This window comes from Chitinophaga sp. 01L420, assembly GCF_056399985.1.
In genome coordinates this window covers 185,139-198,084 of record NZ_JBFTSK010000004.1, presented here as the reverse complement: position 1 = coordinate 198,084, position 12,946 = coordinate 185,139, and the positions used below count along the sequence as shown (strand labels likewise).

Annotated in this window: 12 protein-coding genes; 6 read left to right on the top strand and 6 right to left on the bottom strand. The window is 44.8% G+C overall.

The genetic code is table 11. From position 1 onward, the window contains the following. Positions 1-36: 36 nt before the first annotated feature. Positions 37-597, bottom strand: coding sequence for a sigma-70 family RNA polymerase sigma factor (locus AC1DP6_RS06115; RefSeq protein WP_477021924.1), 561 nt, complete (start codon positions 595-597; stop codon positions 37-39). Between the two features lie 650 nt (positions 598-1,247). Between AC1DP6_RS06115 and AC1DP6_RS06110 the strand changes: the two genes are divergently transcribed. Beyond that, positions 1,248-1,610: a hypothetical protein gene (locus AC1DP6_RS06110; RefSeq protein ID WP_477054029.1), complete on the top strand. Its 363-nt coding sequence runs from the start codon at positions 1,248-1,250 to the stop codon at positions 1,608-1,610. A 39-nt stretch (positions 1,611-1,649) separates the two neighbouring features. Here the strand turns inward: AC1DP6_RS06110 and prfH are convergent, their stop codons facing one another. Together prfH and AC1DP6_RS06100 are read right to left on the bottom strand one after the other, a co-directional pair. Next, positions 1,650-2,264 (bottom strand): peptide chain release factor H, encoded by a 615-nt coding sequence (prfH, locus tag AC1DP6_RS06105; protein ID WP_477054028.1) that lies wholly within the window; start codon positions 2,262-2,264, stop codon positions 1,650-1,652. A 4-nt stretch (positions 2,265-2,268) separates the two neighbouring features. Continuing rightward, positions 2,269-3,669: an RtcB family protein gene (locus tag AC1DP6_RS06100; protein WP_477054027.1), complete on the bottom strand. Its 1,401-nt coding sequence runs from the start codon at positions 3,667-3,669 to the stop codon at positions 2,269-2,271. A 628-nt stretch (positions 3,670-4,297) separates the two neighbouring features. Between AC1DP6_RS06100 and AC1DP6_RS06095 the strand changes: the two genes are divergently transcribed. The 5 genes from AC1DP6_RS06095 (at position 4,298) to AC1DP6_RS06075 (ending at position 10,868) form a co-directional block, all read left to right on the top strand. Continuing rightward, positions 4,298-4,924, top strand: a complete 627-nt coding sequence (locus AC1DP6_RS06095; protein ID WP_477054026.1) for a TetR/AcrR family transcriptional regulator — start codon at positions 4,298-4,300, stop codon at positions 4,922-4,924. A 5-nt stretch (positions 4,925-4,929) separates the two neighbouring features. Then, the gene (locus tag AC1DP6_RS06090; protein WP_477054025.1) at positions 4,930-6,249 is read left to right on the top strand and encodes an ABC1 kinase family protein; all 1,320 of its coding nucleotides are present in this window, start codon (positions 4,930-4,932) and stop codon (positions 6,247-6,249) included. A gap of 219 nt (positions 6,250-6,468) precedes the next feature. Next, positions 6,469-7,509 carry a sensor histidine kinase gene (locus AC1DP6_RS06085; RefSeq protein ID WP_477054024.1) on the top strand — a complete coding sequence of 347 codons (1,041 nt, stop codon included), beginning with the start codon at positions 6,469-6,471 and terminating at the stop codon, positions 7,507-7,509. After that, positions 7,509-8,213: a LytR/AlgR family response regulator transcription factor gene (locus AC1DP6_RS06080; RefSeq protein WP_477054023.1), complete on the top strand. Its 705-nt coding sequence runs from the start codon at positions 7,509-7,511 to the stop codon at positions 8,211-8,213. The genes AC1DP6_RS06085 and AC1DP6_RS06080 overlap by 1 nt, the downstream gene beginning before the upstream one ends. A 105-nt stretch (positions 8,214-8,318) precedes the next feature. Further along, the gene (locus AC1DP6_RS06075) at positions 8,319-10,868 is read left to right on the top strand and encodes a TonB-dependent receptor (RefSeq protein ID WP_477054022.1); all 2,550 of its coding nucleotides are present in this window, start codon (positions 8,319-8,321) and stop codon (positions 10,866-10,868) included. 16 nt (positions 10,869-10,884) lie between these two features. On the opposite strand, the gene AC1DP6_RS06070 is transcribed toward AC1DP6_RS06075, so the two are convergent. The 3 genes from AC1DP6_RS06070 to AC1DP6_RS06060 are packed head-to-tail and all read right to left on the bottom strand — an operon-like array spanning position 10,885 to position 12,944. After that, positions 10,885-11,640 carry a metallophosphoesterase family protein gene (locus AC1DP6_RS06070; protein ID WP_477054021.1) on the bottom strand — a complete coding sequence of 252 codons (756 nt, stop codon included), beginning with the start codon at positions 11,638-11,640 and terminating at the stop codon, positions 10,885-10,887. 36 nt (positions 11,641-11,676) lie between these two features. Continuing rightward, complete coding sequence (locus AC1DP6_RS06065) at positions 11,677-12,192, bottom strand: DUF2199 domain-containing protein (protein WP_477054020.1); 516 nt, start codon at positions 12,190-12,192, stop codon at positions 11,677-11,679. 20 nt (positions 12,193-12,212) lie between these two features. Continuing rightward, complete coding sequence (locus tag AC1DP6_RS06060) at positions 12,213-12,944, bottom strand: metallophosphoesterase family protein (RefSeq protein WP_477054019.1); 732 nt, start codon at positions 12,942-12,944, stop codon at positions 12,213-12,215. Positions 12,945-12,946: the final 2 nt, after the last annotated feature.

The window sequence follows — 12,946 nt, the reverse complement described above, 5'->3', positions numbered from 1 at the left end:
TACCCGATCTACCCTTAGTCCGGATCAAAATAATTTTCAGAAGAAGAAAGAAAGATAGGGGTATACATCCTTCAGACGAATACGCAGGTGTTTCAAAGCCTTGGTGAGATGAGCTTCTACCGTTTTCTCCGACAGTTGCATGGCGGCAGCAATTTCCTTATTACTGTATTGCTCCCTCCTGCTGTATAAAAATACCAGCCGGCATTTTTCCGGGAGTCGGGCTATTTCCATACCGAGTCTTTCCTGTAAACGACAATAGTCCAGGTGGTTCATATCCGGGTCTTCCACCAGTTGCTGCACTACCTCCGGATTATCGAGTGGCTGATCGGGTAATAAACGGCTGATTTGCCGGAATACGGCGTAACGGGTGGCAGTAGCCAGGTAACCGGAGAGATGACGTATTTCCAGCGCATTTTTACGTACCCACAAACTGGCCAGCACCTCCTGTACTACATCTTCCGCGGCCGTACGTATACGTAAACGGTTATATGCGATGGCATATAATTTTTCCCAGTATCGATGAAATATTTCGGTATAAGCCGCTTCATCAGCCTGCTGTAGTCTTTGTAGTAGCGCTATGTCACTCAGTTCCTCCACGTGTTGTAATTGGTTGATATGCGGCGTTAGCTATAAAAATAGTGAAAAAGCATCATAATTTACAACGCATATACATGCACTCTCCAGGAAATGTTTGCCTCCTGGCACCCCGAACCTTATCATCCGTGTATAACTATTTTTTATGCTCTCTGTCAGAAATCGTGATATTCAAATGCAAAACATTGGTCGCATTACAACAATATCCATCTCCGAAAAATAGGCCGGTCGTTTATCGCTTGATATAAACAGATTACAGTGTATTTCTTGAAATGTAGCATACAAAGGTGATTGAGCATTTTTATAATAAAAAAAATATTAGGTATGCGAACTAAAAAATTTATAAAATGCCTATATTGCATGAATACAATTTACAACAATGTTTCCTGCAATTATTAATACAATCATTTTGATAGTAGCTGTAATAACATCCATTTTACCCTTATTACTAGCCATCAAAGAAACCATATCGTTTAGAAGCAGAGAATCCCAAAAACAGAAATTAAGAATTGAGAGTAAATCCGGAGTAACCATTGAATTGGAACTGCATAAACAAAACGATACAAAAAAACTGCTTCAAACCATGGATGTATTGTTAGGCAGGATATAATCCTACTATTTTGACGACATCAATCAATTCAACTGTTACGACAATGGAAAGTAACAGCACTGCAAATATTGCGGGTGCGGGAGGAGGAACATTGCTTTTAATGCTGGCAAGAAATATTCCGGAGCCGTCCGACATAAAGTCATGGCTTATTATTATTGCGCCTTCTGTTTCCTTATGCCTGGCTTCCATATGGAAGTTAATGGCTAAAAAATATAGACGATATCTTCAACAGCGTAAAGTGAAGAAACTTAGTATTTTACTGGATTCAAATTTGAAAATTGCCTTGGCTGATCCTGGTATTTCAAACGAAGAGAAAGAAATATTAAAAAGGGAAAGGAAAGAAATACAGTTAGAAAAAATCACTACGCTCGCCAGAAAAATAAGATCTATTCAATCCGAAGATTAAAAAATGCCTCAATGCAAATTCACTGAGGCATTCCATCATCTACAATCTTTCCCTGATCACTTTCACTGCCTGTCCTCTTTCCAGTTCATTGTGCTCCTGCCATTGGTCCTGTTGCTGACTCACCAGCAAGCCCGTTTGCCGGGCGAGAAATTTTGCTTCCAGCCGTTCCAGGCATAACTGTTTATTCTGCAATTGTGAGCGACTATCCATGGCCAGCACCTGCAATCCACTGGGGCGGTGTATACCACGAACGGCGGTTTCCACTTTATTCACATGTTGCCCGCCGGGACCTGCCGCACGGCAGGTTTCCAGCGTTACATCCTTAGGGTTCCACTGCAATTGTTTTTTTACATCAAATACCGATACGCCCACAAACCAGTTTTTGCGTTTATGAAATTTGCGGTAGGGGCTTTGGGCGATCCATTGCACCGTGCCTTCCCATTCTTTCAGGAAGGTGGTAAGCTGACTACCTTTTGCCAGTAAGGTGGCAGAAAGCAGCGTACCGTTGATATCCCCTTTTATGTTTTCCAGTACCTGTATGCTGATATCTTTTGCCCTGGCCTGTTTGATGATGAGTTCCTGCACCCTGGCAACCACCCTGCAACATTCTGCAGGGCCGCGGCCGGAGGTGATCTGTATAATCATTTGTTCCATATACTTAATCTTTATTCATTCTTACAATGGCCGGCATAAAGCGGCCTTGTATGTCTACTAACTCCTGCTGTGCGCCAATCACCTGTTCGATGTCTTTATACGCCAGCGGATTTTCCTCCACGCTGCCACCAATCAGTGTTACGCCTGCACTGGCCAGCATTTTCTTTAAACCGGATACGGTCATACTTTCTTTGGCTCTTTTACGGCTCATGGCTCTGCCGGCGCCGTGGGAGGCGGAGTACAAAGCGTTGTCAACACCTTTACCCATTACCAGGTAAGCTGCTGTACACATGCTACCGGGAATGATACCCATTTCGCCGGCATGTGCCGGCGTAGCACCTTTACGATGAATGATCACCGACCGCCCATCTGCCAACGTATCTTCCCAGGCAAAGTTGTGGTGGTTTTCTACTTTGGCGAGGGCCTGCAAGCCTAATGCTTTCGTCAGGTTGGCATGGATGCGGTCATGACAGGCTTTGGCATAATCGCCCGCCAGGTTCATCGACAGCCAGTATTCCTGTCCGGCTTCACTGTTCATATCCAGCCATGCCAGTTGCTGCGCAGCGCGCGGCAATTTGCAGGTGTCCATGGCAATGCGGGTGTAGTGCTGTGCAATATTGGCCCCCAGTCCACGACTGCCGGAATGCGACAGCAGCGCCAGGTATTTCTTTGCCGGCAACTGCAAGGCATTGTCTTCCTGAAGTTCTATTAATCCAAACTCCACGAAGTGGTTACCGCTACCAGAGGACCCCAGCTGCCGCGCAGCTTTGGCCTGTAATTTTTTCAGCAGTTCGGTAGACTGAAACACCGGGCTATCCAATACGGCATGCTCCTGTGAAAACTCCAGTCCGCCTTCCATACCAAAGTGCGTATATTCTTTCATCGCAACTTTTACCTGGTGAGAGAAACGTTTTAAAAAGCTCTCTCCTTCATCCAGGATGGTGAGCGCCATGCGGCAACCAATATCTACGCCTACTGCAAATGGCAGTACCGCATTTTGCGTGGCCAGCACACCGCCTATTGGCAGTCCGTAGCCGGTATGTGCATCCGGCATTAAAGCTCCCTGAACGGTGACCGGTAAAGACATCGCCAGTTCCATTTGTTGTTTGGCGGAACGCTCTATTTCTTTGCCGCCGTATACTTTCAACTGTCCCGTTTTTTCCAGCAGTTCATACGACTGGAAATTACATTCCACCGGTTCATCCATAAAAGTATCGGCAATTTTACCGAGGATATCATCTGCCCTGTATCTGGCCGGATCTTCTTTTATAGCTGTTAATAATTGCATGATCTCCGGCTTGCTGTGATGCTTAAAATGCCGGGACATGATATTAATGACCAGGCTTCTTGCCCTGTCATTGGTATAACCTATTTTACTAAGTTCTTTTGTTTTTATGCTGCCCATAAAATGGAGATATGTTATGTGTATTGCGACTTTTCAGTGCGTGCAATACCTGCACAAACAATGTTGTTTGCGTATAGATCAATTAAAAAAGTTGTGAATTTTTTCCCGAAGGGAACTACCTCCCGCTGAGGTGACAGACAAGCAAACGGCAGGTATAACTTATACGCATATACGATAATATCCGCCAGATAGGATCACGATATATACCGTGTGGTTATCACCATTGTTTGGTGAAAATATCTGTGTATAGAAGACCGGGGATTATACAATGCTGTATACATCCATGTCTTTATAACTCCGGCTTATGCAAAAGTAAAAACACTGCGTTTGCCTGATCAGGCAAGGAGCGAAAGGGGCGATATGTGAGTACGTTCTGTCATGATTCCTTGTAATTTTAAAAATGAAGAATAAGGAATTCGGGTGCAAAGATATATTTATTTCTGAAATACCAAACACTCATTTTTTACCGCCCTCATTTCCTCCTYTTTTCAAGCGCAGATTTTAACATTTCCTGGCAGGATAAAAAAGGGTTTATAACCCTGCATGACGTAAATTTGTATACCCGTAATTATTAACCTCGGCAACCCGCTCCGGGCGGGCTATTTCAACAATAGTAAAACTTTTTCTCATGGACAAACAGCTCATCCGCAACGCTTACAAAGTGTACTGGCTGGAAAACGGCAAAGCACCTGTATCTGTTTATGCGCTCTGCAAAATTGTAGACATCACGGAAGCAGCCTTTTACGAACAATATAGTTCGCTGGAAGGTGTAGAAAAAGACATCTGGTTAGCCATTTTCCAACAAACGCAGGAACAACTGCAGGCAGATGACATCTACCAGCAATACAATGCACAGGAAAAGTTGCTGGCATTTTATTTTCTCTGGGTGCAGAAACTGAAAGAGGACCGCAGCTACCTGCTCCTGCAACGCAAACACTTCCGTTTACCTGACTTTTACCGTAATAAACTGGAAACATTCCGCCACGCTTTCAACAACTACGTAAGCGACCTCGTGAAAGAAGGCTACCAGTCCAGCGAAATCAAGGAAAGAAAATATATTTCAGACCAATATGTTCATGGCTTCTGGCTGCAGGCACTGTTTGTGCTCAAATACTGGCTGGATGATACCAGCAACCAGTTTGAAATGACAGATGCTGCCATTGAAAAAGCAGTGAACCTCAGTTTCCAGCTCATCAAATCCAATACACTGGATAGTTTGCTGGACTTCGGGAAATTTATTTTTACGCGGAAATAAGCACCATGAAAGAGCAATCCAATATACCCACCTCCAAGGTGGAAAGGGCAGGCAAATTCGTTACGACCGGACTTAAAGTAGGTACCAATTATATCAAACACTACACGCGCAAACTGATGGACCCTTCTACCACTAAAGAAGAGCTACACCAGGACAATGCCGCTGATATTTATGATACCCTGAGCAACCTGAAAGGCAGCGCGCTGAAAGTAGCACAGATGCTGAGTATGGACAAAGGAATGCTCCCAAAAGCGTATACCGAAAAGTTCGCAATGTCGCAGTACAGCGCTCCCCCGCTCAGCGGTCCGCTGGTAGTAAATACTTTTGTAAAAACACTGGGAAAATCACCTTCACAGCTATACGATACCTTTGAAATGCAGGCGTCCAACGCCGCATCCATAGGCCAGGTACATAAAGCCACCAGGGAAGGGAAAACACTGGCGGTAAAAATTCAGTATCCCGGAGTAGCCAACAGCGTGAAATCAGATCTCCGTATCGTGAAACCCTTCGCCATCCGCATAGTAGGTATGAACGAAGTGGATATGGATAAATACTTTGATGAAATAGAAAGTAAGCTGCTGGAAGAAACCGATTATAAGCTGGAACTCCGCCGCTCGATGGACCTTTCCCAGGCATGCGCACATATTCCCAACCTGAAGTTCCCCGGCTATTACCCGGACATGTCATCCGATCGTATCATTACCATGGATTGGCTGGATGGTCAGCATCTGAAGGAATTTTTACTCACCAATCCCTCACAGGAAGTACGTGATAAAATAGGGCAGGCATTATGGGATTTTTACCAGTTCCAGGTACATAGCCTGAAACAGGTGCATGCAGACCCCCATCCCGGCAATTTTCTCATGCGCCCCGATGGCACCGTGGGCATTTTCGATTTTGGTTGTGTAAAAGAAATACCGGAAGATTTTTATGAAAACTACTTCCTGTTGGTGGATAAAGAAGTATTGAAAGATGAAAAACGCCGGCATGAGATCTATACCAACCTGGAAATGATCCACCCGACAGATACACCTAAAGAGGTGGAATTCTTCTCCGGCCTTTTCCAGCATATGATTGATCTGCTGACATTACCATTTACACTGGAAAACTTTGACTTCGGTAATGAGGCTTATTTCAACGAAATATATGCCTACATGGATGAGTTATACAACATGAAGGAAATCCGCGATTCTAAAGTGGCCCGCGGATCCCGGCATAGTCTCTATATTAACCGCACTTATTTCGGGTTATACTCTATTCTCAGCGACCTGAAAGCGAATGTGATCACTGGTCAGGGCAGAATACACGACCTGATGAAAGGATAAAGCGTAAAGCATAAAGCAAAAAGCTATTGAAGCGAATGATCAGATCGGAAAGATTAATATCCGCATTGATCATTCGCTTCAATAGCTTTTTGCTTTATGCTTTATCCTTCCTCAAAATGTTTTCTTCCTTTCCAGCTCCGGCAATCTGTTGGTCGTATAATTATAAAGGTTGGTCGCAACCTTTTGCACCACAATTATATAAATCCCTAATTTGCCGGCATGAAAGAAGAATGGTACCATCAAAAATGGGCGATAATAGCCAGGCATATCCTTGCGTGGCTGATATTTTTCTCATTGCCCTACCTGTTGCATCCTACCAATGATAACTGGGAACGGGAACACCTGAACGACAAGCAGGCATGGACCTTCTATCAATACTTTACTTACCTGATTCTCATCGTTTTCTTTTACCTGAATGCCTGGGTGTTTATTCCGAAGATGGTGTATAAAAAGCGCTTTTTTGAATACACGCTGTATATCCTGGGCGCCTTCGTTTTTATGTTTGTTGTCAGGTACCTGTTTGAGAACTTCTTCCTGACGTCGCATACCGTAGATATAAAACCTGTCATCCTCTTCACCGTATTCACCGTTTTCTTTGTGTTATGCGCCAGTACGGCCTTTCAGATGATGGTGGATAAAATGCAACAGGAAAGGAAAAGCAGCGCCAGGGAAAATGAAAACCTGAAAACGGAGTTATCCCTGCTACGTTCCCAGGTGAGTCCCCATTTCATGTTTAACGTGTTGAATAACATGGTATCCCTGGCCCGCAAAAAATCGGATGTACTGGAGCCTTCCCTGATCAAGCTGTCCTCGCTGATGCGCTACATGCTCTATGAAGCAGATGAAGACAAGGTACCCCTGCAAAAGGAAACGGAATACCTCCAAAGCTATATAGACCTGCAACAGCAGCGGTTTGGCAAAAATGTAGCCATCCAGGTATCGCTGGAGGCAGCCGACAGCACCTATGAGATAGAACCTATGCTGCTCATCCCCTTTGTGGAAAATGCATTTAAACATGGAACCGGCCTGATCTCCAATGCCAGCATAGATATCAGCTTATATACGCGCCCCGGCATGTTGTTTTTTTCCGTACGCAACAAATTCAACGAAGCATCTTCAGAAATAAAAGATAAAACCAGCGGTATTGGCCTGGCCAATGTAAAAAGGCGTTTGAATTTATTATATGGAGATAATTATGTTTTGCACATAGCTAAAAAAGATGATTGGTTTATAGTATCCTTGCAGTTAAATCTCCACTGATGATGAAGTGTATTGCCATAGATGATGAACCGCTCGCGCTGGACCTGCTGGAAGACAATATCAGCAAAGTTCCTTACCTGCAGCTCACCGGCAAATGCAATAACGCCTTTGAAGCCATGGAAATACTGCGGCATCAGCAGGTGGATCTGATATTCCTGGACATTCAGATGCCCGGGTTAACCGGCTTACAGTTCCTGGAATCGCTTCCTAATAAACCCATTGTGATACTGATTACAGCCTATGAGAAATATGCCCTGGAAGGCTTTAACCTGTCAGTCACCGACTATCTGGTGAAACCCGTTTCCCTGGAGCGTTTTATCAAAGCATGCAATAAAGCACAGGAGCTTTTCCAGCTCAAAACCGGTGGTAAAAGCGCTAAAGAACAGGCCGACTTCTTCTTCGTCAACGTAGACTACAGTTTGCTCAAAGTGGTATTTGCAGACATTGTATGGATTGAAGGGCTGAAAGATTATATCAAAATACATCTCAAAAGCACCCATAAACCCGTTATTACCCGCATGAGTATAAAGGGTATAGAAGAGCAGCTCCCGGCCACAAAATTCATCCGTATCCATAAATCCTATATTGTGTCGGTGGCGGCCATTTCTTCCATCCGGAAAAACAGTATTTTCCTGTATGAACTGGAACTCCCCGTGGGAGACACTTACAGGGATGCTGTATACGCCATTGCCGGCAAAATCTAGTCGGTATCCCTTCCATTTCGTAGCTATATTTCCCCCGCTCATCTCATTTCATTTATATAATCCATTACGGCGATATACTTTTGCAGCATCTGAATTTATAATAAAATGCAAAAGATTTATTTGTTTATCACCCTGTTTTTGCTTTCAATGAGTACCTGGGCGCAAGCTCCGGGCGGAGCTGCCGGCAGAATGCCGATGGGCATGAGTGGGCATGTTTATGGAAAAGTTATCGACCCCGATGGAAAACCTGTTAACTATGCCTCCGTTATCGTGCTGCAAAACCGTATGGACACCGCGACCAAAAAAATGAAGGAAAAACTGCTGAAAGGCGCACTCACCAAAGGTAATGGTGAATTCAGCCTGGAAGACTTGCCAGCCAGAGGCCCCCTGAAGCTGAGAATCACCGCTACCGGGTACAAAACGGTGGAGCAGGCAGTTAGCTTTCCTCCCTTTGAAAAAGACCTCGGCAACATTAAACTGGCCGTTAGTACCACCCAGCTACAAGGGGTAACCGTAGCCGGTACCAAGCCACTGATGCAGATGGATATCGATAAAAAGGTATTTAACGTGGAAAAAAACATCGTCAGCGCAGGCGGTACTGCCCTCGATGTCATGAAAAATGTACCGTCTGTAAATGTGGATATCGATGGTAATGTGACCCTGCGTAACAGCGCACCACAACTTTACATCGATGGCCGCCCTACCACCCTGACCCTGGAACAGATTCCGGCAGATGCCATCGAAAATGTGGAAGTCATTACCAACCCTTCCGCCAAATACGATGCCTCCGGTGGTAGCGCCGGTATTCTGAATATTGTACTGAAAAAGAACCGTAAAACCGGATACAACGGTAACCTCCGCGCTGGTGTGGATAAACGTGGCGCCCTGAATGGCGGTGGCGACTTTAACCTGCGCCAGGACAAGGTAAATATTACCGCCAGCGTAATGGGTAACCAGATGAAAGGACGCACTACGGGTACTACTGAGCGTAATAACTTCGCTGATGTACCTGCTACCATGATTAACCAGTATAACAGCAACAAAACCAATGGGGGCTTCCTTTTTGGTAAGCTGGGCATGGACTGGTTTGTGACCAACCGCACCACCCTCTCTATTGCCGGTATCAAAGTACACGGTGAGATGAACCCTACCGAAAGAATTGATATTAACAGCGATACACTCGGTAAAACCGGTTCCATCCCGGGCTTCAGTCAGCGTAACTCCTCTTCCCACAACAAGTTCAATGCAAACGGACTGGTACTGGGCATGAAACACCTGTTCCCTAAAGAAGGAGAAGAACTGACCGCCGACTTCAACTATTTTGGTGGTAAAAGTAATAACAACTCCGACTACAGAACGGATCGCTACAGCAACAACAAAATTACCGGCAGCGATATCCAGCAAATCCTGGGCGGAGGGTCTGTGAGCTTCATGACGCTGCAAACAGATTATGTAAAACCATTTTCCGGTAAGCTGAAACTGGAAACAGGGTTGAGAGCCTCTATCCGTACAACGAAGAGTAAATTCGACAACTCCATGTTCGACCCGGCAACCGGTAAGTACGTACTGATTCCTGCGGCATCCAATAATTACAAAAACAGCGATAACGTATATGCGGCATATGCCAGCGTATCCAACAGCATCCGGAATTTTGGTTATAAGGTAGGTCTGCGTGCGGAAAGTTCCAACTACACCGGTGATCTGCTGAACAACGGCCAGCATTTCAGTAATAACTACCCGATCAGCTTATTCCCATCCCTGTTTTTAAGCCAGAAGCTGAAACACGACCAGGAACTGCAGTTGAGCTTTACACGCCGGATTAACCGTCCCAACTTCTTCCAGCTGATACCATTCACGGATTCTACCGATAAACTGAATATCACCAAAGGTAATCCAGGCCTGGTACCGGAGTTCACCACTTCATTGGAACTGTCGTACCTGAAAACGTTCAAGGGCAACAATACTTTACTGGGATCTCTCTACTACAGACATACCAACAACCTGATTACCCGCTACCTGACTAAAGAAACCGATCCGGTAAGCGGACAGGAATTGCTGGTAAACACGTATATCAATGCCAATTCCAGCTACTCTGCCGGTGCGGAAGTCACGTCGATGAATACCATCGCTAAATGGTGGACAATGACGACAAACGTGAATATTTACAATTCGAAGATCAACACCAACAATGTTAGCCAGTCGCAGGATGCGCTCTGGAGCTGGTTTGGAAAGATCAATAACAGCTTTAAGCTGCCGGCAAATTTTGAAATACAACTGACCGGCACTTACCAGTCTAAAACCAATCTGCCGGTAAACGATAATAAAAACGTACAGGCGGGCCCTCCTATGCAGCAGTCACAGAATGCTTCACAGGGTTATATTGCTTCTTTCTATGGTGTAGATGCTGCCATTAAGAAGAGCTTCCTGAAAAACAATGCAGCATCCGTTACTTTAAGTATCAATGACATTTTCAGAACCCGCTGGTCTGATCAGTATTCTGAAAGTCCTTATTTCACACAATATTACAGTCGCTTAAAAGATCCTCAGATGATCCGCCTGAACTTTGCTTACAGATTTGGTAAAATAGACGCCAGTTTGTTTAAGAGAAAGAATATGGGCGCAGGCATGCAGGGAATGCAGGAAGTGATTCAATAAGAAGTTGTCTTCAAGTTTAAAGCGCCGGAATGCGAAGGGGGTACACCYAAGCGTTCCGGCCTTTTTCGTCCGGATATAACAACTGTACCCAATCGCTCTGCCATACCCGTTTCGTATCTATATTCATGGCAGAAAGCTTCCCTTTATAGGCTGCCCCGGTATCCACATTATACACGTTGCAGGCTTTCATAGGCATGCTTTCTTCATAAATCAGCGTAGGTGTATGCCCGATATAAATTTCATGAAACTGGAGTAGCTTCTTCGGATATAATTCAGGATGCGATATCACCCGCTCATCCATGGTAAGGGCCATCTCCCACAGCGATCTGTCTTTATACATAGCGGAACTAAAAGGGATGGTACCTGGTGTAGCCGAAAATCCGGAATGAATAAATAACCGGTTCTTATTATCTACATGGAAATCTTTCATGTTAGAAAAGAAGGCGATGTGCTGTGCCTTTTCTGTAGCAGATAAGGGATGATAGCTGGCGATGGTGGCCAGATGCCCGTTCTTTAAGCTTTTATAATCGGGTATGGTTCCTTTGAGCCAGGATTCACACCACTCATCGTGATTTCCTTTAATGAAAATACAGGCATGTTCCAGTTCCAGCGCCATCAGGTAAGTGATTACTGCGGCGGAGTCAGACCAGCCATTCACATAATCTCCTAAAAAAATCAATTGGTCGTTTTCCTGCAATGCCAGCTGTGCAATCACCTGTTGCAGGGCTCTCAATCCCCCATGGATATCACCAATAACGTAGGTTGAAGACATCTTTTTAGTAGGTTTACCGGATAGAAAACAACGATATTACTGGTGAAATTGTTTTAAAATATCGTCTACTCTTTTCTTCGCCTCTTCAAAACTGATTCCATTTTCCTGATCCAGCGTCAACGGGTGATGCTCTTCTATTACTTTAATGGCAGGTATCATTCCCATTTCGCTTTCATAGGCCATTGTCTTAATGTTAAGCGTGTGCTCATATCCGGGAACAATGGTCTGCAGCCAGCCAAAGTAAGGGTCGTTATGGATTCGCTGCGGATCTTCCCACATTTCATCTCTTTTGTAGAAATTTGCTTCGCTGATGCTGGTCCATACGTCGAAGAGCAAATCTTCTTTGTGATCGTTGATGGGGATGGTGATACGGCCACGGTGAAAAAAATGGGTATCGTCTATTGCACAAAGGCTTTCTGTCATCTTGATTCTATTTTCCCGTTCTTCGGGAGGAATGGAAAAATAGTAATCGGGAAATTCGCCGCCAAAGCATAAAGGCATTTCATCATATTCCTGTCCGCAACAGGCGCATTTGTAAGTAAAGTCTTTCATCTTCAATGCTTATTTCAATCTTAGACGTTCCGGCCTTTTTCATTTGGATACAGGGTATACACCATATCACTCTGCCACACTTCCTTGGTATCAATATTCATGGCAGAAATCTTTCCCATAAAGGCAGCGCCGGTATCTACATTATGTACGTTGGCGGCAATCATGGGCATATCTTCTCCGTAATTTACACTGGGAGTATGACCGATATAAACCTCATTGAAAAGGGCTAATCTTTTGGGATATCGCAGCGAGCCTTTAGGAATACGCGGGTCTACGGCGAGTGCCAGTTCCCAGAAACTTCTGTCCCAGTAAAGCGATGGTTCAAACCTTTCATACGCGGGGCCATGGGTAGACGTAAATCCTGCATGAATAAACAAACGGTTTTTATCATCTGTATGATACAGCAGCATCCGTTCCAGGAAGGCGGTGTGACAAAGTAAACCAGCCTCCGATAATTTGTTGAAGCTTTCTACGGTGGCTTGTCCTCCATTCCTCAGCCAGGAGGCATCCGGCATAATACCGTGCAGCCAGGATTCGCACCAGGCGTCATGATTTCCTTTAATAAAAATGCAGCGGTACTTTTGCTCCAGTTCCATCAGATAGCTGAGTACTTCTGCCGACTCAGACCAGCCATCCACATAATCTCCTAAAAAAATCAATGTATCCTCTTCTGTTGGTGCGATCCGCGCTATCAGCTGTTTCAGAGCTTTCAGCGCACCGTGTATGTCACCTATAACGTAGGTTGCGGGCATGT

Coding starts and splice junctions, on each gene's coding strand:
- AC1DP6_RS06065 (WP_477054020.1), bottom strand. CDS start 12,192: ATGAAAGACTTTACTTACAAATGCGCCTGTTGCGGACAGGAATATGAT.
- AC1DP6_RS06090 (WP_477054025.1), top strand. CDS start 4,930: ATGAAAGAGCAATCCAATATACCCACCTCCAAGGTGGAAAGGGCAGGC.
- AC1DP6_RS06100 (WP_477054027.1), bottom strand. CDS start 3,669: ATGGGCAGCATAAAAACAAAAGAACTTAGTAAAATAGGTTATACCAAT.
- AC1DP6_RS06095 (WP_477054026.1), top strand. CDS start 4,298: ATGGACAAACAGCTCATCCGCAACGCTTACAAAGTGTACTGGCTGGAA.
- AC1DP6_RS06060 (WP_477054019.1), bottom strand. CDS start 12,944: ATGCCCGCAACCTACGTTATAGGTGACATACACGGTGCGCTGAAAGCT.
- AC1DP6_RS06075 (WP_477054022.1), top strand. CDS start 8,319: ATGCAAAAGATTTATTTGTTTATCACCCTGTTTTTGCTTTCAATGAGT.
- AC1DP6_RS06110 (WP_477054029.1), top strand. CDS start 1,248: ATGGAAAGTAACAGCACTGCAAATATTGCGGGTGCGGGAGGAGGAACA.
- prfH (WP_477054028.1), bottom strand. CDS start 2,264: ATGGAACAAATGATTATACAGATCACCTCCGGCCGCGGCCCTGCAGAA.
- AC1DP6_RS06085 (WP_477054024.1), top strand. CDS start 6,469: ATGAAAGAAGAATGGTACCATCAAAAATGGGCGATAATAGCCAGGCAT.
- AC1DP6_RS06080 (WP_477054023.1), top strand. CDS start 7,509: ATGATGAAGTGTATTGCCATAGATGATGAACCGCTCGCGCTGGACCTG.